The sequence below is a fragment of the Amycolatopsis albispora genome, from assembly GCF_003312875.1.
GTDB lineage: Bacteria > Actinomycetota > Actinomycetes > Mycobacteriales > Pseudonocardiaceae > Amycolatopsis > Amycolatopsis albispora.
This window is the reverse complement of the sequence record NZ_CP015163.1, coordinates 5,503,044-5,522,215: the sequence shown is the minus strand read 5'-3', so window position 1 is coordinate 5,522,215 and position 19,172 is coordinate 5,503,044. Positions and strand designations below refer to the sequence as shown.

The window sequence follows — 19,172 nt, the reverse complement described above, 5'->3', positions numbered from 1 at the left end:
GACTGCGCACATGACCGACGTCGCAGCGTTGACCATTCCGGAAGACCTCAAGCCCGCTGACGGCCGCTTCGGCTGCGGACCGTCCAAGGTGCGCGCGGAGCAGCTCGCCCACCTGGCCGCCGAAGGGGCCGGCCTGCTCGGCACCTCCCACCGCCAGAAGCCGGTGAAGTCGCTGGTCGGCCGGGTGCGCGCGGGGTTGTCCGAGTTGTTCTCGCTGCCCGATGGCTACGAGGTGGTGCTGGGCAACGGCGGCACCACGGCGTTCTGGGACGCGGCCGCGTTCGGCCTGGTCCGCGAGCGCGCCCAGCACTTCACCTACGGCGAGTTCTCCTCGAAGTTCGCCACGGTGACCAAGGGCGCGCCGTTCCTGGCCGACCCGATCGTGGTCAAGTCGGACCCGGGCACCGCGCCGGAGATCGCCTACCAGGCCGGGGCGGACCTGGTCGGCTGGGCGCACAACGAGACCTCGACCGGGGTCGCCGTGCCGGTCCGCCGCCCGGAGGGCAGCCAAGGCGCGCTGGTCGCGATCGACGCCACCTCGGGTGCCGGTGGGCTGCCGGTCAAGGCCGAGGACTTCGACGTCTACTACTTCGCGCCGCAGAAGTCCTTCGCCTCGGACGGCGGCCTGTGGCTGGCGCTGATGTCGCCCGCCGCGGTCGAGCGGGTCGGCGAGATCGGCGGCTCGGACCGCTGGATCCCGGAGTTCCTGTCGCTGACCACCGCGCTGGACAACTCGCGCAAGGACCAGACCTACAACACCCCGGCGGTGGCCACGCTGTTCCTGCTGGCCGACCAGATCGAGTGGATGCTGGGCAACGGCGGTCTCGAGTGGACCACCTCGCGCACGGCCGAGTCCTCGACCCGGCTGTACCAGTGGGCGGAGAAGACCTCGTACACCACGCCCTTCGTCGCCGACGCGGCGCTGCGCTCGCAGGTGGTCGGCACGGTCGACTTCACCGACGAGGTGGACGCCGCCGCGGTGGCGAAGGTGCTGCGCGCGAACGGCATCGTGGACGTGGAGCCGTACCGGAAGCTGGGGCGCAACCAGCTGCGGGTCGGCATGTTCCCGGCCATCGACCCGGACGACATCACCAAGCTCACCCAGTCCGTCGAATGGGTTGTCGAGCACCTGTCCTGAGAACTCAGGCGGGTGGCAGCAGGCCCAGCGACATCGCGGTGGTGACCGCCGCCGTGCGGTCGGAGACGTCGAGCTTGCCGAACACCCGCAGCAGGTGCGTTTTCACGGTGGCCTCGCTGATGTGCAGGGCCCGCCCGATCTCACCGTTCGTGTGCCCACGGGCGACCAGGTGCAGCACCTCCACCTCCCGCGGCGAAAGCTGCGGGCCGGTGGGGGTGCGCACCTGCTTGACCAGCCGCCCGGCCACCGACGGCGCCAGCACGGTCTCACCCCGCGCCGCCGCCCGGATGGCCCCGGCGAGCTCGGCGCGTGAAGCGTCCTTGAGCAGGTAACCGGCGGCGCCCGCCTCGACCGCGCGCAGGATGTCGGCGTCGGTTTCGTAGGTGGTCAGCACGACCACGCGGCGCGACGGATCCGCGCGCAGGATCTGCCGGGTGGCGCCGACGCCGTCGAGTCCCGGCATGCGCAGGTCCATCAGCACCACGTCGGGTTCCTTGACCCGGCTCTGCGCCACGGCTTCCTCGCCGGAGCCCGCCTCGCCGACCACGGTCAGGTCCGGCTCGGTGTCGAGCATGCCGCGCAGCCCCTCCCGCACCACGGGATGGTCGTCCACCAGCAGGATCCGGATCACCCCGGCACCTCCACCACCAGCTCGGTCCCGCCCTTTTCTCCACTGTGGACGGTCAGCTCGCCGCCGACCTGACGGGCCCTGGTCCGCATGCCGGTCAGGCCGTACCCGGTACCGGGTGCCGCCGGGTCGAAGCCGACGCCGTCGTCACGCACCGACAGTCGCACGTTGCCGTCCACAATAGACAGGTCGAGGGCCACCGTGGTGGCGTGCGCGTGCCGCCGGACGTTGTGCAGCGCCTCCTGCGTCGCCCGCAGCAGCACCACCTCCGCCGCGGTGGACAGCTTCGGCAGCCCTTCGGCGACCCGGCAGGTGACGGTGAGCGGGGTTTCGGCGTCCAGCCGCTCCGCCTGCCGCCGCACCGCGTCGGCGAGCGAGCCCGCGGCCAGTGCCGACGGCGTCAGCGCGGCCACCATCGAGCGTGCCTCGTCGAGGTTCTCCCGCGCGGTCCGCGCGGTCAGCTCCAGGTGCCGCCGCGCCGCCGCCGGATCGGTGTCCAGTTCGGACTCGATCGCCTGCACCAGCGCCACGATGCTGGTGAAGCCCTGCGCCAGCGTGTCGTGGATCTCCCTGGCCAGCCGCTCGCGCTCGGCCGCCGTGCCCGCCTCGTGCGACAGCCTGGCCACCTCGGACCGGCTGGCCGCCAGCCGTTCGATCAGGACCGCCTGCTCCTCCTTCTGCTGCGCGATGCGGTGGATGAACAACCCGAGCATCAGCGCCAGCGAGCAGAAGATCACCCCGGCCGGGATGGTGGTGGCGAGCTGCTCGGAGAGGTCACCGCCGTCGCTGAGCGAGACCAGGCCCGGCACGAAGCTGATCAGCACCACCGCCACCACCGCCGCGCGCAGCGGCAGCAGCCAGAACACCTGCGAGATCACCGACGGCGTGACCCAGGCGGCGCCCGGCACCAGCAGCAGCGAGCCGAAGAAGCAGGCGAGCACGCCGGCCACCGCCAGCGCGCCCACCTTCGCGGGCACCTCGCCCTCGTACCGCACCAGCGGCCGGTGGCCGAACCACCAGTACCAGGCGAACCCGGCCACCAGCAGCACCGAGGCACCCGCGCGGGCGCCGGGTGACGGGCCGTCCTGCAACTGCAGCGCGACCAGCCCGGCGAGCAGCGCGAACAGGTAGAACAGCTCCCAGTAGCGCAGCAACTTCAGTTCGACCGGTTGCTCCAGCGGAAGGTCAGCAGGCACAGCACCAGCCCCGCCACGCACCACGCGCCCAGCACGCCCGCGGTCAGCCCGAGTTCCCATCGCCCCGCCATTTCGTACGCCGCCATCTCGTCCGGGAGGAACACCGAGCGTATGCCCTGGCAGATCCACTTCACCGGGAACAGCGAGGACACCGTGGTCATCACGGACGGCAGCTCGGAGATCATCACGAACACGCCGGAGGTGAACTGCAGCCCGAGGAACACGATCTGGGTGGCCGCCGACGCGCCGTTGACGCCCTTGGCCGCCGCGCTGAGCGCGATGCCGAGCATGCCGCAGCCGATCACGCCGAGCCCGAACACCCAGGCGAAGGTCACCCAGTCCAGCGGGTCGGACGGCAGCCGGACGTCGAACATCAGCACGCCGACCGCCAGCATCACGATCACCTCGGCCACGCTGGCCACCGCGACCAGGATCAGCTTGCCGATGAAGTAGCTGGTCACCGGCATCGGCGTGCCGCGCAGCCGTTTCAGCGTGCCGTCCTCGCGGTCGAGCGCGACGCCGGTGCCCATGGTGACGAACGAGGTGGAGATGATCCCGGCGCCGACCATGCTGGCGGCGAACACCTGGCTGGAGGTCACCGCCGAGCCCGGCAGCGTCTCACCGAAGATCGAGCCGAGCAGGATCAGCAGGAAGGCGGGCAGGGAGAAGGTGAAGACGACAAATTCCTTCTGCCGGAAGAACTGCCGCAGCTCGGCGGCACCCCTGGCCAGGCCGAGCGACAGGGTGCCGGGCAGGGCCGCGCTGGTGGTGGTCATGAGTGCGGTCCGATCAGCTCGAGATAGGTGTCTTCCAGGGTCGGCCGGGTGACGGTGAGCCCGGCGAGTTCCCCGCCCCCAGCGGAGAGCTCGCGCACCAGCGCGGTCGGTGTCGCCGTGCGGCGTTCCTGCGGTCCGGTGGCGTCCTCCCAGCGCACGGTGGCTTCGGCGCCGGCGCGACCGCCGAGCGTGGCCGGGCTGCCCTCGGCGACGATGGTGCCGTTCGCGATCACCGACACGCGGTCCGCCAGCGCTTCGGCTTCGTCGAGGTAGTGGGTGGTGAGCAGGATCGTGGTGCCGTCGAGGGCGAGCAGCCGGATCAGCTCCCAGAACCGGCGGCGGGCCTCGGGATCGAAGCCGGTGGTCGGCTCGTCGAGGAACAGCAGCTCGGGACGGCCGACGATGCCGAGTGCCACGTCCAGCCGCCGCCGCTGCCCGCCGGAGAGCGACTTCACCCGTGTGTTGGCCTTCTCGGTCAGCCCGACCTGCTTGATCACCTCTTCGGGGTCGCGCGGGCGCGGGTAGTACCGCGCGTAGTGCCGGACGGATTCGGCCACGGTCAGCTCGGCCGCGTCGGTCGCGGTCTGCAGCACCATGCCGAGCTTCGCGCGCCAGGCGCGGCCACCGCGGCCCGGATCGACGCCGAGCACGCTGGCCTCACCGGCGCTGCGGCGGCGGTGGCCCTCCAGGATCTCCACCGTGGTGGTCTTCCCGGCGCCGTTCGGGCCGAGCAGGGCGAAGACCTCGCCCCGGTGGATGTCGAGATCGATGCCGTCGACGGCCGTGTGGCCGGGGTACTCCTTGCGCAGCCCGCGCACTCTCACCGCTACTTCCATGCCGTTCAGCCTCGCCGACCCCGGGGCCGGGCGGAACGGCCGGCGGATGGAACGCGGCTGTCGGCCGATCGATGGACACGGCCGGGTCAGCGGGGGATGAGCAGCTCCCGCAGGGCCAGGTCGAGCGAGCTGAGCAGGCCGGTGTGCACCTCGCCGCCGGGCTCGGCGTGCAGCATGCGGCTGGCGATGCCCTCGGTCAGCGCGATCACCACCTCGGCGAGGCGCTCGGCGGGCAGTTCCGCGCGGAATTCGCCGTTGTCCTGGCCGTACCGGATGAACTGGGTGGTCACGTCCACCGTCCAGGCGTAGTCCTCGCGGAGCTTGTCCACCCATTCCGGCCGGGTCACCGCCTGCGCGGTGAACACCAGCACCACCAGCAACTCCGACCGGCTCGGCTCGTCGAGCGGGAGCGCGGCGTGGATGTGCCGCCGCAGCACGTCGAGAATGGAGCCGGTGGTGTCGAGCTCGCGCCACCGCTCGACCAGCGCCAGCCCGGTCAGGTCGAAGGCCTCGCGCAGCAGTTCTTCCTTGGTGGCGAAGTACTTCTGCACCGCACCGGCCGAGATGCCCGCCTCGGCGGCGACCGTGCGGATGCTCACCGCCTCGATGCCCTCGCGCGCGACGAGGGTGAGCAGCGCGGCGGCTATCTCACGCTTGCGCTCGGCTCGATCGACCACCTTGGGCACGCCGCCACCGTACCTGGACGCCGGGTTTAGGATACAGTCGTATTCTCAAACAGGGGGACGGGTAATGACTTCCGTGGCGAAATCCGCCGAGCGCACCCGCCTGGCGGCCGGGCTGACCAAGGGCCCGGCCGAGGTGCTGGACTTCTTCCTGCCGCTGTGGGCGGGCAGTCACCTGGCCGCGTCGGCGGCCGAGGTCGGCGCGCTGACCGCGCTGGAGACGCTCGTTTCGTTCGCCGTGCGGCCGGTGGCCGGCGCGCTGGCCGACCGGTTCGACCGCGGCAGGCTGGCCGCGGTCGGCGCTGTCCTCTATGGACTGTCCTTTGTGGTGTACGCGGTGACGCCGGTGATGGCGTACGCCTACGTGGCGGCGGTGCTCGGCGGTGCCGGTGGCGCGTTGTTCTGGGTCGCGTTGCGGGCGCGGGCCGGTGAAGGGCTCCGTGACGACGACGGCGCGTTCAGCAAGCTCTTCGCCGCGGAAGGCACGGGTACCTGGATCGCCTTCGTCGCGGCGATGACGCTTGTCGCGCGCATCGACTACCGCGGGGTTTTTGCGCTCGGCGCGGTCGCCTGCCTGGTCGCGGCGGTGGTGCTGGTGGCCTCGCCACGGGGGACACCGGTACCGGATGACGCGCCGAAGTTCCGCGAACTGGGCGGCCGGATGTGGCCGATGCTCGGGCTCGTCGTGGTCACCGCGCTCGCCGAGGCGGGCGTCGCGTTGCTGCTGCTGATGCACCTGCAGCGCGGGCACCAGCTGGAACTCGGCGAGATCGCGGCCGTGTTCCTGCCCGGGTTCATCGTCTACAGCCTGCTGCCGGACCACCTGCACCGCGTGGTGCGGCGGCTCGGGCGGCGGATGGTGCTGTCGCTGGCGATGGTGAGCAGCGCGTTGTTCGCCGCCGCGTTGTCGTTCGCGCCGAACCCGCCGGTGATCGCGGTGCTGTGGGTGTTGTCGGCGGTCGCGTTCGCCGCGGCGGTGCCGGTCGAGCAGGCCATCGTCGCCGAGGCGGCCGGGGTCAGCCTGGGGCGCGGCATGGGGATCTACGAGGGCGCCACCCTGCTCGGCGCGACGATCGGCACGTTCACCGCCGGCCTGCTCTACTCCGCGGGCGACGGCTGGTGGATGGCCTGCCTGGGGGCGGCGGGCCTGCTGCTGGTCACGTCTTTGCTGGTACCGGGCGCGGTGGCGAAGGTGGGTGTGCTCGACCGCCCGGTGGAAGCTGACCGGCTCCGGAACGACGTTCCGGATGACCCGAATGTGGCTTTCGGGGCGGAAAACGCCCCGAAAGCCACATTCGTGTCCAGCGAGGTGGATGAACCCGAAAAACCCGAGGCGCCACCGAAGCGGGGTGCGGGCTGGCGCAACTGGGCCATTCACGCCGCCATCTTCACCATCGCGCAGGTCGTGCTGGCCATCGCCGGGTACAGCTGGCCCGTCGCCGCCCTGGGCAGCGACGATCTCCACTTCATCCTCAACGACAGCGGCCACTGGCTGCTCAACGCGGGCCGCATCTGGTGCCTGATCTTCCTCGTTGACACCGTCTGGACCGGCATCAGCCTCCTCCGCAAGAGGGATGGCTGACTTGCTGACACTCTGTCTAACATGACGAGATGTCTCACAAGTGGGTGACGGCCAGCGACGGCGTGCGGCTCTCGGTGCGGGAGTCCGGTCCCGCGGATGCCCCGGTGGTGCTGGCGGTGCACGGCTATCCGGACAACAGCTCGCTGTGGGACCCGGTCGCCGCCGAGCTGCGCGGGCTCTACCGCGTGGTGGTCTACGACGTCCGTGGCGCGGGTGACTCGGACAAGCCGAAGGCCCGCCGCGCCTACCGCCTCGACCAGCTCGCCGCCGACCTCGCCGCGGTCGCCGACGAGGTCAGCCCGGACGCCCCGGTGCACCTGCTCGCCCACGACTGGGGCTCCATCCAGGCCTGGCACGCGGTGACCGGCGACTGGGCACCCGGCCGGATCGCCTCGTTCACCTCGATCTCCGGCCCCAGCCTCGACCACGCGGGCGCCTGGTTCCGCGCGCAGCTGACCCGCCCCACGCCCAGGCGCCTGCGCAACGCCCTCAACCAGCTGTTGCATTCGCAGTACATCACCGCCTTCCAGCTTCCGGTGCTGCCGGAGTTGTTGTGGCGCACCGGGTTGATGCGCAAGCTGATCGCCAGGATGGAACCGGCCGAGACCGCGCCCGCGGTGTCCGACGGCGTCCACGGGCTCCAGCTCTACCGCGCGAACATGCTGTCGCGCCTCGGCCGCCCGGCGCCGCGGCCGGCGAGCATGCCGGTGCAGGTGCTCGCCCCGACCGGTGACGGCTTTGTCAGCACCCCGCTGCAGACCGAGATCGAGCGCTGGGTGCCGGACCTGCGGGTCCGGCGGATCACCGGCTCCCACTGGGTGGTGCGGTCGAAGCCGAAGCTGATCGCCCGTGCGGCCACCGAACTCATCGAGCACGTCGAAGGCGCGCCGGAACCGCGGTCGCTCGCGCGGGCGCGGGTGCGCACCGACGGACGCGGCCGGTTCGCGCACCAGCTGGTGGTGGTGACCGGCGCGGGCAGCGGGATCGGCCGCGCCACCGCGCTGGCCTTCGCCGGTGAAGGTGCCGAGGTGGTGGTCACCGACGTCAACGCCAAGGCCGCCGCGGAGACCGCGAAACTGGTCCGCGGGCACGAGTACACAGTGGACTCCGCAGACGGGGAAGCGGTGCACGCCTTCGCGAAGGCCGTGCGTGCCGAGCACGGCGTGCCGGACATCGTGGTGAACAACGCGGGCATCGGCATGTCCGGCCCGTTCCTCGACACCGGCGTGGACGACTGGGAACGCGTGCTCGACGTGAACCTGTGGGGCGTGATCCACGGCTGCCGCGCCTTCGCCGAACAGCTGGTGGAACGCGGCGAGGGCGGCCACATCGTGAACCTGGCGTCGATGGCGGCGTACGTGCCGTCGAAGATCCTGCCCGCGTATTCCACCTCGAAGGCCGCCGTGCTGATGCTGAGCGAATGCCTGCGCGCGGAACTGGCGCCGGAACGGATCGCGGTGACCGCCATCTGCCCCGGCATCGTCAACACCGGCATCACCGACCGGACCCGGTTCGTCGGCGTGGACGAGGTCGAGCAGCGCCGACGGCAGCGCAAGAGCAGCAGCCTGTACGCGAAGCGGAGCTTCGGCCCGGAGAAGGTGGCGCGCGATATCCTGCGCGCCGTGGAGAAGAACGCGGCGGTCGCACCGTCCACACCGGAGGCGAAGGCGGCGCTCGCGCTGTCCAGGCTGACCCCGGGCGTGCTGCGGGCCGCGGCCCGGCTGGACCTCACCCCGAGGTGACCCGCAAACCCCGGCGCATGTCGCGCGAAGCGCGTCGCGACGACCTGATCGCCGCGGCGCTCGACCTGTTCAGCACCAGCCCGCCCGAACGCGTCTCGGTGGACGACATCGCGGCGCGCGCCGACGTCTCGCGTCCGCTGTTCTACCGCTACTTCTCCAGCATCCGCGAACTCCAGGTGGCCGCGCTGCGCACGGTCACCGACGGCCTGATCGACCGGCTCGCGGTGGACGCGGAAGGCGAGCCGCTGGACCGGTTGCGCGCGGTGGTGCGCGGCCTGATCGCGGTGGCCGATGAGTACCGCGCCGGTTACATCGCCCTGCTGCGCAGCGGATCCGTGATCGCCACCTCGGAAACCGAGGCGCTGGTGGACCAGGTCCGCAACCGCGCGGTCGAGCTGATCCTCGCCGAGCTGGGGGTGGCCGAGCCGTCACCGCTGCTGCTGGTCACCCTGCGCTGCTGGACGGCGGTGGTCGAAGGCACCCTGCTGAGCTGGCTGCAGGAGGGCGCGCTGCCGCGCGACGAGCTGGACACCTGGCTGGTGGACCAGCTCGTCGCGATGCTGACCGTGACCGCCACTCACGACCCGGCTACTGTGTCTTTTGCCTCGCCTCCGGCGAGGCGGGGAGGTCGCCGTTGAGCCGGTCAACGGAGGAAGACACGCCGTGCCGCTGGGCGGCCCGTCGCGCCTCCCTCCGTTGACCGGCGCGACCTCCCTACCGGTTCAGCGAGGCCCAGCCTTCGACCTCTTCCGGCTGACGCGGGCCGGGGCCGACGTACTTGGCCGACGGGCGCACCAGGCGGCCGGTCTTCTTCTGCTCCAGGATGTGCGCGGCCCAGCCGGCGGTGCGCGCCGAGCTGAACATCGCGGGCATCATGTGCAGCGGGACCTGCGCGAAGTCGAGAATGACCGCGGCCCAGAACTCCACGTTCGTCTCGATCGCGCGGTCGGGGCGGCGTTCACGCAGCTCGGTCAGCGCGGCCTGCTCCAGCGCGGCGGCCACCTCATACCGCTCGGCGCCCAGCTCCTGGCAGGTCCGGCGCAGCACGCGGGCCCGCGGGTCCTCGGCCCGGTAGACCCGGTGCCCGAAGCCCATCAGCCGCTCCTTGCGGTCGAGAATGCCCTTGACCACGGCACGCGCGTCGCCGGTGCGCTCGGCCTCGGCGATCATCGGCAGCACGCGCGCGGGCGCGCCACCGTGCAGCGGCCCGGACATCGCGCCGATCGCGCCCGACATCGCCGCCGCCACGTCCGCGCCGGTCGACGCGATCACGCGGGCGGTGAAGGTGGAGGCGTTCAGCCCGTGCTCGGCGGCCGAAACCCAGTACGCGTCCACGGCCTTGACGTGCGCGGGATCCGGCTCGCCGCGCCAGCGGACCATGAACCGCTCGGTGATCGTGGCAGCCTCGTCGACGCGCGACTGCGGCACCGCGGGCTGCCCGATCCCGCGCGCGGACTGCGCGACGTAGGACAGGGCCATCACCGAGGCGCGGGCCAGCTGGTCACGGGCCTCTTCGTCGGTGATGTCCAGCAGCGGCTGGTAACCCCAGATCGGCGCGAGCATGGCCAGCGCGGCCTGCACGTCGACGCGGACGTCGCCGGTGTGCACCGGGATCGGGAAGGCCTCCGCGGGCGGCAGGCCCTGGCCGAAGCGGCCGTCGACCAGCAGGCCCCAGACGTCGCCGAAGGTGACCTTGCCGGCCAGGTCCTCGATGTCCACCCCGCGGTAGCGCAGGGCGCCGCCGTCACGATCCGGTTCGGCGATTTCGGTCCGGAAGGCGACCACGCCTTCCAGCCCCGGGCGGAAGCCGTCGTCCGTTTCGTCCGCAGGTGCGGGTGCTGGTGATACCGGCGCTGTCGTCACTTGAGTGGAACCTTTCGATGCGCGTTCCCCGAATGATTTGGCGTGCGTGGCGCGTCAGGGGACGGCACTTGCGCCCCAGCGCGCGATGGACAAACCATCCTCCTGTCACGGTCTCGGATCAATCGAAAGAAGTCGTGGTTTCGGTCACGATTACGAGAACGATTCAGACCATCGGGTGTCGGCCGCGTAAATCCTGTGTTTCCAGAACGCGCACGGCCGGGGGACCGGTGATAAACCTCTAGCCATGCACCTCTCGCCGCAGGAACGGGACAAGCTGCTGGTCCACGTGGCCGCGGACGTGGCACGACGGCGGCTGGAGCGCGGGGTGAAGCTGAACTACCCGGAGGCCGTCGCGCTGATCACCGACCACGTGCTCGAAGGCGCCCGGGACGGCCGGACGGTCAGCGAGCTGGTGGCCAGCGGACGGACCGTGCTCAGCCGGGAACAGGTGCAGCCCGGCATTGCGGAAATGGTCGACTCGGTGCAGGTCGAAGCCACTTTTCCGGACGGCACCAAGCTCGTCACCGTGCACGATCCGATCGTCTAAGGAGCGCGGCGCATGCGGCCAGGAGAGATCATCACCGGCGACCAGCCGGTCGAGCTGAACCCCGGGCGCGATCGGGTGACGCTGCGGGTGCGCAACACCGGCGACCGGCCGGTGCAGGTCGGTTCGCACTACCACTTCGCCGAGGTCAACCCGGCACTCGACTTCGACAAAGAGCAGGCGGCCGGCCGTCGTCTCGACATCCCGGCGGGCACCTCGGTGCGCTTCGAACCGGGGGTGGAACGCGAGGTCACGCTGGTACCGATCGCCGGTCGTGGTGTGGTGCCCGGACTTCGCAGGAAGGACTGACCGTGCCCCAGATCGACCGCGAGCGCTACGCCGAGCTGTTCGGGCCGACCGTCGGCGACCGCATCCGGCTGGCCGACACCGACCTGCTGATCGAGGTCACCGAGGACCGCAGCATGGGCGCGGCCTCCGGTGACGAGGTGCTCTTCGGCGGCGGCAAGGTGATCCGCGAGTCGATGGGCCAGGGCATGGCCACCCGCGCCGAGGGCGCGCCCGACCTGGTGATCACCGGCGTGGTGGTGCTCGACCACTGGGGTGTGGTCAAGGCCGACGTCGGGGTGCGCGACGGCCGGATCGTCGGCATCGGCAAGGCCGGGAACCCCGACACCATGGACGGCGTGGACCCGGCGCTGGTCATCGGCCCGGCCACGGAAGTGCTGGCGGGCAACGGGAAGATCCTGACCGCCGGTGGCATCGACTGCCACGTGCACTTCATCTGCCCGCAGCTGGTGGACACCGCGCTGGCCGCCGGGCTGACCACGCTGGTCGGCGGCGGCACCGGCCCGGCGGAGGGCAGCAAGGCCACCACGGTCACGCCCGGCGCCTGGAACCTCGGGCGCATGCTGCGGGCGATGGACCAGTTGCCGATCAACGTTCTGCTGCTGGGCAAGGGGAACACCGTGCGCACCGAGGCGCTGCGTGAGCAGCTCGCCGCCGGGGCGGGCGGGTTCAAGCTGCACGAGGACTGGGGCAGCACCCCGGCCGCCATCGACGCCTGCCTGACCGTGGCGGACGAATCCGGGGTCCAGGTGGCGATCCACACCGACACGCTGAACGAGGCCGGGTTCCTGGAGTCCACTGTGGACGCCATTGGCGGGCGGTCGATCAACGCGTACCACACCGAGGGCGCCGGCGGCGGGCACGCGCCGGACATCATCCAGGTGGCCGGGCTGCCGAACATCCTGCCGTCGTCGACCAACCCGACCCGCCCGCACACCGCCAACACCCTCGACGAGCACCTCGACATGCTGGTGGTCTGCCACCACCTCAACCCGTCGGTGCCCGAGGACCTCGCCTTCGCCGAGAGCCGCATCCGGCCGACCACCATCGCCGCCGAGGACGTGCTGCACGACCTGGGCGCGATTTCCATGATGAGCTCGGATTCCCAGGCGATGGGCCGGATCGGCGAGGTGGTCATCCGGACCTGGCAGACCGCGCACGTGATGAAGCGGCGCCGCGGTGCGCTGCCGGGCGACGGCGCGGCGGACAACCTGCGTGCGCGTCGTTATGTCGCCAAGTACACGATCAATCCGGCGATCGCGCACGGCATGGAAGCCGAGATCGGTTCGGTGGAGGTCGGCAAGCTCGCCGACCTGGTGCTGTGGGAGCCGAAGTTCTTCGGCGTGCGGCCGCACGTGGTGCTCAAGGGCGGGTTCGCGGCCTGGGCGGCGATGGGTGACGCCAACGCGTCCATCCCGACCCCGCAGCCGGTGCTGGCCCGGCCGATGTTCGGTGCGTCACCGGTGGTCGCCGCCGAAACCAGCCTGACTTTTGTGGCGGGAGAAGCGATCGACGCCGGGATCGCGGAGCGGCTGCGGCTGACCAGCGGGGTGGTGCCGGTGGCGAACACCCGTCGTCGTGGCAAGGCGGACATGGTGCTCAACGACGCGTTGCCGGACATCCGGGTGGAGCCGGACAGCTTCGCGGTCTACGTGGACGGTGACCTGATCGAGCCCCAGCCGGTCACCGAACTGCCCATGGCACAACGGTACTTCCTGTTCTGATGGACGTTTCCGCGCTGATCATGGCCGACTCCCGCTTCCCCGGCGGTGGTCACGTGCACTCCGGCGGACTGGAGGAAACCGTGGTGCGCAAACTGGTCCGCACCGAGCGCGACCTGCCTTCGTTCCTCAGTGGACGGTTGCACACCGCGGGCGCGCTGGCCGCCTCGTTCGCCGCGGCGGCGTGCCGCCAGTCGGACTGGGCGCTGCTGGACACCGAACTGGACGCCCGCACTCCGTCCTCCGCACAACGGGAATCCTCGCGCGCGCAGGGTCGTGGCACGGTGCGCGCGGGCAAGGTCGCCTGGCCGTCGCCGGTGCTGGACGAACTCCTGCGCGTCACCCCGCGCCCGCACCACCCGATCGCGGTCGGCGCGCTGACCGGGATCGCCGGCGGCACCCCGCTCGACGCCGCGCTGGCGGTCGCCTATCTCGCGGTCAGCGGACCGGCGAGCGCGGCGGTCCGCCTGCTCGGGCTCGACCCCTTCGTGGTGAACGCCGTGGTGGCCAGGCTGTCCGGGGAACTCCACGCGGTCGCCGAAGCGGCGGCCTCGGTCGCGGGGGAGCACCCCGCCGAACTCCCGGCGCCGGGCGCGCCGGCGCTGGACCTGCTCGCCGAAGCGCATTGGCGCGGACACAAGGAAGAGGTGCGTCTCTTTGCCAGCTGAAGGTCATGGCCACGGGCACGGCCACGTGCACCCGGTCAACTTCGATCCCACCGCCACCGAACCGGACCAGTTCCCGGCCGCGTCGATGGACGGGCGGCCGTACCGGATCGGCATCGGCGGCCCGGTCGGCAGCGGCAAGACCGCGCTGGTCGCCGCGTTGTGCCGGGCGCTCGGCGACGAGCTGAACCTGGCGGTGGTGACCAACGACATCTACACCACCGAGGACGCCGACTTCCTGCGCCGGGCCGGGGTGCTCGACCCGGCGCGGATCGAGGCCGTGCAGACCGGCGCCTGCCCGCACACCGCGATCCGCGACGACATCACCGCGAACCTCGACGCCGCCGAACGGCTGGAGGAGCGTTTCCCCGGGCTCGACCTGATCATCATCGAAAGCGGTGGGGACAACCTGACCGCGGTGTTCAGCCGCGGGCTGGCCGACAGCCAGGTGTTTGTGGTCGACGTCGCCGGGGGTGACAAGGTGCCGCGCAAGGGCGGTCCCGGCGTCACCACGGCGGACCTGCTGGTGATCAACAAGATCGACATCGCGCACCTGGTCGGCGCGGACATGGCGGTGATGACCGCCGACGCGCACCGGATGCGCGGTGAGCTGCCGGTGATCACGCAGTCCCTTGTGGACACTCCGGACGCGCCGGCGGTGGCCGACTGGGTGCGGTCGCTGGTCCCGGCCCGTGCGGGGTGAAGGCCACCGCGCGGCTGGTCGCCGAACGGGACACCACCGGGCGCACGGTGCTGCGGGAGCTGCGGTCGATGGCGCCGCTCACCCTCTTCCCGCGACGGCGGCGTGCCCCGGACGCCTTGGTGCACCTGGTCAATTCGGCGACCTCGCCGCTCGGTGGGGACGAGCTGCGGCTGGAGGTGCGGGTCGGGGCCGGGGCGCGCCTGACCCTGTCCGGGGTGGCGGCGACGCTCGCGCTGCCGGGTCCGCTTGGCGAGGCGAGTTCGTCCATTGTGGAGGTTGAGGTCGAGGCTGGCGGGCGGTTCGTGTACCTGCCGGAGCCGACCGTGGTGACGGCGGGCGCGCGGCACGTCGCCGAACTGCGGGTCTCGCTGGCCGGGGACGCCGAGTTCCGCGCGCGTGAGGTGCTGGTGCTCGGGCGTGAAGGCGAGGCGCCCGGGCGGCTGACCAGCACGCAGCACGTGGTGCGTGCTGGCCGTGCGGTGCTGCGGCAGACGCTCGACATCGGTGATCCCGCGCTGGGCGCCAGCCTCGCCTACCTGGCCGGACGACGGGTACTGGCCACGGAAATCCTGCTGCTGGAAGGAAAACCGGTGGAGCCGGGCGGTGGTGAGTGGTGGTCGGTCAGCCCGCTGGCCGGGGGCGGCGCGCAGGTGACCGCGCTCGCCGACAGCACCGTGGACGCCGAGCGCATGCTCACTGGCGCGTGATCGCGGCGAGCATGACGCCCTTGAGCTCCGCCGCGATGTCCTCGACCGGCAGTGGTGGTTCGTGGGCCTGCCACTCGCGCAGCAGGCCGGTGGCCGCGCCGACCAGCGCGATCGAAGTCAGCCGGTAGTCGCGGGCGGGCGCGAGCCCGTGGCGGGCCGCGCGCTCGGCCTCGGCCGCGATGAACTCGGCCCAGCGGGTGACCCAGTCCTGGTGCTGGCGTTCGAGTTCGGGGCTCACCCCGACGGCCTCCACGTAGTTGAGGCGCGGCAGACGCGGATCGGAGGTCACCGTGGCGACGAAGACGTCCAGCGCGGCGGAGATCCTGGTGACCGCGTCCAGCTCGCCGAGTTCGTCGAGCTTGGCGCTCACGCGCTGGTAGGCGGCCTCGTTGATGCGTGCGTGCAGGGTCAGCAGGACCTGCTCCTTGCTGCTGAACTCCTCGTAGAAGTTGCGGGTGGACACCCCGGCCTCGGCGCACAGCCTGGCGATCTTGGTCTGCGCGTAGCCGTCCGCGGTGAACCGTTCCAGTGCGGCCGTGAGCAGCTTCTCCCGCCGCTCGGCGCGGCGCTGCTCGGGCGCGACGCCGCCGTAGGTCCGAACCACTCGACCCCCTCCAACCGGTGAATTCCGGTAATCGCGATTGCCAAATTATAGCGGGTGCCCTACATTGCGAAAATCCTGGTTTTCGAATCTCGGAGTCCCTCGGAGTCCCACCCGTCAGCCCACCACCACCCTCAACGGAGCCGCTTCGCGGCACGGAGGTGAAATCCATGCGCCGAGCCTTGGCCGCCCTGACCGTCGCGCTGGTGACTTTGACCGCTGGTGCCCTTCCCGCGCAGGCGGCCAGTCCGCCGGTGCCGTCGCAGGACCCCTTCTACACCCCGCCCGACCAGCTCACCGGCTCGCCCGGTGACGTGCTGCGGCAGCGTGCCGTGGACGTGAAGGTCGGCCCGTTCCCGGCGCCGGTGAAGGCGTGGCAGCTGCTGTACCGCTCGACCTCGGCGACCGGTGAGGCGAACGCGGTGTCCGGCACACTGCTCGTGCCGCCGGTGCCGTGGGCGAACGGGCCGCGGCCGCTGCTCACCTACGCGGTGGGCACGCACGGCATCGGGGATTCGTGTGCGCCGTCGTACAAGCTGCGCACCGGCACGGAGAACGAGGTCGCGCTGATCGGGCAGGCCCTGGGCAAGGGGTGGGCGGTCGTGCTGACCGACTACGAAGGCCTCGGCACGCCTGGCACGCACACGTACGCCACGGGTCAGTCCGAGGGGCGCGCGATGTTGGACGCGGCGCGGGCGGCGTTCACGGTCGGTGAGGCGGGCTTGTCGCCGGATGCGCCGGTCGGGGTGTTCGGGTATTCGCAGGGCGGGCAGGCGGCGGCGTTCGCCGGTGAGCTGCACCCGTCGTACGCGCCGGAGTTGAAGGTGGCCGGGGTGGCGGCGGGCGGGGTGCCCGCCGATCTGAACGAGGTCGCGAAGTTCAACGATGGTGGCCCGGCGTTCGGCTTGGTGCTAGGGGCCGCGACGGGCCTGGCGACGGCTTATTCGGACGTGCCGTTCGAGTCGATCCTGAATGATCGGGGCCGGTCGGTGGTTGCGCGGATCCAGGACGCCTGCACGATCGAATTGGGCGCGGCGGCGCCGTTCGGGCGGTTGGCTGATTTTGTCACCGTCGAGGACCCGCTGGGCGACCCGCGCTGGCAGGTGCGGCTGGCGGAGAACCGGGCGGGCGAGCGTGCGCCGACCGCGCCGGTTTTCCTGTACCACGGGACTTTGGACGAGCTGATTCCGTTCCGCGTGGGGAAGGATTTGTTGTCGCGCTATTGCGGGGCGGGGGTAAAGGTGCAGTGGCGGGCGTTTCCGTTGGTGGAGCATATCGGGGGTGTTGCGGTGGGTGGGCCGGTGGCGATGGAATGGCTGGGGTCCCGGTTCGCGGGGAATGTGGCTGGGTCTTCTTGTTGATGCGGGTGGGCCACCCCGGTGTTTCATTGTGACGACGGCGAAGACCCGCTTGTCAAGGCTGGGAAGAGTACCTTGACAAGCGGGTCTTCGCCGTGTTCTTGGCTGTGGACCGGGGCGGGGAAGGGGGAGTGTGGGTGGTCGTCGGCTCCCTTTCCCGGCTTACGGTTTGGATGGCGGCTGGGCACGTTGAGTTTGAATGGTTGGCTGGGCGCGTTGAGTTTGGATGGGGGCTGGGCACGTTTGGTTTGGATGGTCGGCTGGGCACGTTGATTTTCCAGGGGGGCGGGGCTTGGGCAGTGTCACGAATGTGGCTTTCGAGACGTTTGGCGTCTCGAATGTGGCTTTCGTGACATGGGGGTGCGCCCCGGGCGGCTAGGTGGGTGGGTGGAAGGTGGGCATGGGGAGGGAGGTGGGTGACGCGCCTGGCTTCTGGCACTCGTCGTGGCAGGTGGCGTCCAGGGTGCAGCAGAGTGAGCAGATCGCACCCTGTTGGCGTGAGCAGTCCGCGATGTCCGGCAGTTCGTAGGCGTCACCGCAAACCGTGCAGTTGTGCGTGGCCCGCAGCTCGCCGGTCTGGACGGTGTTCGGGCGCGCCAGGTAGTACCGGCCACCGGTCAGCCAGGCCAGCAGCGGCACGCAGACCACCGCGATCACCAGCGCCAGCAACGGGCTGAACGCTGCCAGGAACTCCCCGAAAGCCCCGAAATACGCGGTGATCGACACGGCCGAAGCAAAGACCATCGAGCCGAAGCCGACCGGGTTGACCTTGTGCAGGTAAGCCCGCTTGAACTCGACGTACCGCGGCGACCACCCCAGCGGCTTGACGATCAGCAGGTCCGCGCACACCGCGCCGATCCAAGCGATCGCCACGTTCGAGTAGAAGCCCAGGATCTTGTTCAGCAGAGCGAACGCACCGAATTCCATCAGCGCCAGCGCGATCCCGCAGTTCACCAACACATACCAGACCCGCCCCGGATGCCGGTGCAGCACACGCGAGAAGAAGTTCGCGAAAGACAGTGAACCCGAGTAGGCGTTCGTCGCGTTGATTTTGATTTGCGAGACGACGACGAAGAGTGCGGCGAAAGTCAGCGCAACGGGGCCCAGTGCGGGTTTGACCGCTTCCAGGTACGGCGCGATGGGTTCCAGTGCGTGTGCCTCGCCGACCGCGCCCAGTGCGAGAAACGCCAACAGCGCGCCGCCGATCTGCTTTGCCGCGCCGAGGATCACCCAGCCGGGGCCCGCCGCCAGCACCGCCGCCCACCACGAGCGCTTGTTCTCCGCCGTCTTCTCCGGCATGAACCGCAGGTAGTCCGCCTGTTCGCCGATCTGCCCGATCAACGACAGCGCCACCCCCATGCCGAAGCCGAACCCGATCGCCGAGAACTGCGAGCCGGCGCCTTCGGTGCCGCCGAACGAGGCGAATTCCGCCAGCCTGCCCGGCTCCCGCACCGCCACCACCACGAACGGCAGCACCAAGCCGACGATCCACAGCGGCTGCGTCCAGGTCTGCATCTTCGCCAGCGCACCCATGCCGTACAGCGCGAACGGCAGCACGATCAGCGTGGACAGCAGGTAGCCGACCGGCAGTGGCACGCCCAGCGCCAGGTCGAAGGCCTGCGCCATGATCGACCCCTCGAGCGCGAAGAAGATCACCGTGAAGCTCGCGTAGACCAGCGAGGTCAGCGTCGAGCCGAAGTAGCCGAACCCGGCACCGCGGGTGAGCAGGTCCATGTCCACGCCGTACTTCGCGCAGGCCGCCGCGATCGGCGTGCCGGTGACGAAGATGACCAGCGCGGCGGCCAGGATCGCCAGCACCCCCGAGGTGAAGCCGTAGCTGAACACGATGCTGGCCCCGATGGCGAAGTCGGCCAGGTAGGCGATGCCGCCGAGCGCGGTGGTCGCCACCACGGCCGGGCGCCAGCGGCGGAACGAGTGGGCGGCGAAGCGGAGTGAGTAGTCCTCGCGGTTTTCGTTCGCCGCGAGCTTGGCGTAGCGCCGCTTCGGCGGGGTGGTTTTCCTAGTTGGAACGGTCTCCGTCATGGGTACCTCCAGTCCGGGAAGCAGCCCGAAGGTAGGTACGCGGTTTTGCGCCCGTGTGGCGCGAGGTAAGCGGTGCGTTA

At 70.8% G+C, this 19,172-nt stretch carries 19 protein-coding genes; 11 read left to right on the top strand and 8 right to left on the bottom strand.

Features of this window, described 5'->3' with window-relative positions; genetic code table 11:
- Window positions 1–10 precede the first annotated feature (10 nt).
- Complete coding sequence (gene serC / locus A4R43_RS25975) at window positions 11–1,138, top strand: phosphoserine transaminase (RefSeq protein ID WP_113694702.1); 1,128 nt, start codon at window positions 11–13, stop codon at window positions 1,136–1,138.
- Window positions 1,139–1,142: 4 nt separating this feature from the next.
- Here serC and A4R43_RS25970 read toward each other — a convergent pair whose 3' ends face one another.
- The 5 genes from A4R43_RS25970 to A4R43_RS25950 form a co-directional block, all read right to left on the bottom strand.
- Window positions 1,143–1,769: a response regulator transcription factor gene (locus A4R43_RS25970; protein ID WP_113694701.1), complete on the bottom strand. Its 627-nt coding sequence runs from the start codon at window positions 1,767–1,769 to the stop codon at window positions 1,143–1,145.
- A complete protein-coding gene (locus tag A4R43_RS25965; RefSeq protein WP_236808277.1) occupies window positions 1,766–2,962 on the bottom strand; it encodes a sensor histidine kinase in 1,197 nt (398 codons plus the stop codon). Before A4R43_RS25965 ends, A4R43_RS25970 begins: the two co-directional genes overlap by 4 nt.
- Complete coding sequence (locus tag A4R43_RS25960; RefSeq protein ID WP_113694700.1) at window positions 2,923–3,738, bottom strand: ABC transporter permease; 816 nt, start codon at window positions 3,736–3,738, stop codon at window positions 2,923–2,925. The genes A4R43_RS25965 and A4R43_RS25960 overlap by 40 nt, the downstream gene beginning before the upstream one ends.
- On the bottom strand, window positions 3,735–4,574 hold the full coding sequence (locus A4R43_RS25955) for an ABC transporter ATP-binding protein (protein ID WP_113694699.1): 840 nt from the start codon (window positions 4,572–4,574) through the stop codon (window positions 3,735–3,737). Before A4R43_RS25955 ends, A4R43_RS25960 begins: the two co-directional genes overlap by 4 nt.
- An 86-nt stretch (window positions 4,575–4,660) precedes the next feature.
- A complete protein-coding gene (locus tag A4R43_RS25950; RefSeq protein WP_113694698.1) occupies window positions 4,661–5,260 on the bottom strand; it encodes a TetR/AcrR family transcriptional regulator in 600 nt (199 codons plus the stop codon).
- A gap of 64 nt (window positions 5,261–5,324) precedes the next feature.
- On the opposite strand from A4R43_RS25950, the gene A4R43_RS25945 reads away from it, so the two are divergent.
- From A4R43_RS25945 to A4R43_RS25935, 3 genes are read left to right on the top strand one after another with little or no spacing between them, the layout of a single operon-like run.
- Window positions 5,325–6,839, top strand: coding sequence for an MFS transporter (locus tag A4R43_RS25945; protein ID WP_113694697.1), 1,515 nt, complete (start codon window positions 5,325–5,327; stop codon window positions 6,837–6,839).
- A 29-nt stretch (window positions 6,840–6,868) separates the two neighbouring features.
- A complete protein-coding gene (locus A4R43_RS25940; protein ID WP_236808276.1) occupies window positions 6,869–8,581 on the top strand; it encodes an SDR family oxidoreductase in 1,713 nt (570 codons plus the stop codon).
- A gap of 17 nt (window positions 8,582–8,598) precedes the next feature.
- Window positions 8,599–9,219, top strand: a complete 621-nt coding sequence (locus A4R43_RS25935) for a TetR/AcrR family transcriptional regulator (protein WP_113694695.1) — start codon at window positions 8,599–8,601, stop codon at window positions 9,217–9,219.
- A 76-nt stretch (window positions 9,220–9,295) separates the two neighbouring features.
- Here the strand turns inward: A4R43_RS25935 and A4R43_RS25930 are convergent, their stop codons facing one another.
- Window positions 9,296–10,444 (bottom strand): citrate synthase 2, encoded by a 1,149-nt coding sequence (locus A4R43_RS25930; protein WP_113694694.1) that lies wholly within the window; start codon window positions 10,442–10,444, stop codon window positions 9,296–9,298.
- 244 nt (window positions 10,445–10,688) lie between these two features.
- Here A4R43_RS25930 and A4R43_RS25925 point away from each other — a divergent pair, with 244 nt between their 5' ends.
- The 6 genes from A4R43_RS25925 to A4R43_RS25900 are packed head-to-tail and all read left to right on the top strand — an operon-like array spanning window position 10,689 to window position 15,090.
- Window positions 10,689–10,991, top strand: coding sequence for an urease subunit gamma (locus A4R43_RS25925; RefSeq protein WP_113694693.1), 303 nt, complete (start codon window positions 10,689–10,691; stop codon window positions 10,989–10,991).
- A gap of 12 nt (window positions 10,992–11,003) precedes the next feature.
- A complete protein-coding gene (locus tag A4R43_RS25920) occupies window positions 11,004–11,297 on the top strand; it encodes an urease subunit beta (RefSeq protein WP_113694692.1) in 294 nt (97 codons plus the stop codon).
- Window positions 11,298–11,299: 2 nt separating this feature from the next.
- Complete coding sequence (locus A4R43_RS25915) at window positions 11,300–13,018, top strand: urease subunit alpha (RefSeq protein WP_113694691.1); 1,719 nt, start codon at window positions 11,300–11,302, stop codon at window positions 13,016–13,018.
- On the top strand, window positions 13,018–13,683 hold the full coding sequence (locus tag A4R43_RS25910; protein WP_113694690.1) for an urease accessory protein UreF: 666 nt from the start codon (window positions 13,018–13,020) through the stop codon (window positions 13,681–13,683). The genes A4R43_RS25915 and A4R43_RS25910 overlap by 1 nt, the downstream gene beginning before the upstream one ends.
- Window positions 13,673–14,383, top strand: coding sequence for an urease accessory protein UreG (gene ureG / locus A4R43_RS25905; RefSeq protein ID WP_113694689.1), 711 nt, complete (start codon window positions 13,673–13,675; stop codon window positions 14,381–14,383). Before A4R43_RS25910 ends, ureG begins: the two co-directional genes overlap by 11 nt.
- Window positions 14,380–15,090, top strand: a complete 711-nt coding sequence (locus A4R43_RS25900) for an urease accessory protein UreD (RefSeq protein ID WP_113694688.1) — start codon at window positions 14,380–14,382, stop codon at window positions 15,088–15,090. The genes ureG and A4R43_RS25900 overlap by 4 nt, the downstream gene beginning before the upstream one ends.
- Here A4R43_RS25900 and A4R43_RS25895 read toward each other — a convergent pair.
- A complete protein-coding gene (locus A4R43_RS25895; protein ID WP_113694687.1) occupies window positions 15,077–15,694 on the bottom strand; it encodes a TetR/AcrR family transcriptional regulator in 618 nt (205 codons plus the stop codon). The two genes, A4R43_RS25900 and A4R43_RS25895, sit on opposite strands and share 14 nt — an antisense overlap.
- A gap of 167 nt (window positions 15,695–15,861) precedes the next feature.
- Here A4R43_RS25895 and A4R43_RS25890 point away from each other — a divergent pair, with 167 nt between their 5' ends.
- Entirely contained in the window at window positions 15,862–17,052 is a 1,191-nt protein-coding gene (locus tag A4R43_RS25890) for a lipase family protein (protein WP_113694686.1), read from the top strand.
- A gap of 372 nt (window positions 17,053–17,424) precedes the next feature.
- Here the strand turns inward: A4R43_RS25890 and A4R43_RS25885 are convergent, their stop codons facing one another.
- Entirely contained in the window at window positions 17,425–19,092 is a 1,668-nt protein-coding gene (locus A4R43_RS25885) for a purine-cytosine permease family protein (RefSeq protein WP_113694685.1), read from the bottom strand.
- Window positions 19,093–19,172: the final 80 nt, after the last annotated feature.

Coding starts and splice junctions, on each gene's coding strand:
- serC (WP_113694702.1), top strand. CDS start 11: ATGACCGACGTCGCAGCGTTGACCATTCCGGAAGACCTCAAGCCCGCT.
- A4R43_RS25960 (WP_113694700.1), bottom strand. CDS start 3,738: ATGACCACCACCAGCGCGGCCCTGCCCGGCACCCTGTCGCTCGGCCTG.
- A4R43_RS25955 (WP_113694699.1), bottom strand. CDS start 4,574: ATGGAAGTAGCGGTGAGAGTGCGCGGGCTGCGCAAGGAGTACCCCGGC.
- A4R43_RS25945 (WP_113694697.1), top strand. CDS start 5,325: ATGACTTCCGTGGCGAAATCCGCCGAGCGCACCCGCCTGGCGGCCGGG.
- A4R43_RS25940 (WP_236808276.1), top strand. CDS start 6,869: ATGTCTCACAAGTGGGTGACGGCCAGCGACGGCGTGCGGCTCTCGGTG.
- A4R43_RS25935 (WP_113694695.1), top strand. CDS start 8,599: ATGTCGCGCGAAGCGCGTCGCGACGACCTGATCGCCGCGGCGCTCGAC.
- A4R43_RS25925 (WP_113694693.1), top strand. CDS start 10,689: ATGCACCTCTCGCCGCAGGAACGGGACAAGCTGCTGGTCCACGTGGCC.
- A4R43_RS25920 (WP_113694692.1), top strand. CDS start 11,004: ATGCGGCCAGGAGAGATCATCACCGGCGACCAGCCGGTCGAGCTGAAC.
- A4R43_RS25910 (WP_113694690.1), top strand. CDS start 13,018: ATGGACGTTTCCGCGCTGATCATGGCCGACTCCCGCTTCCCCGGCGGT.
- A4R43_RS25890 (WP_113694686.1), top strand. CDS start 15,862: ATGCGCCGAGCCTTGGCCGCCCTGACCGTCGCGCTGGTGACTTTGACC.
- A4R43_RS25885 (WP_113694685.1), bottom strand. CDS start 19,092: ATGACGGAGACCGTTCCAACTAGGAAAACCACCCCGCCGAAGCGGCGC.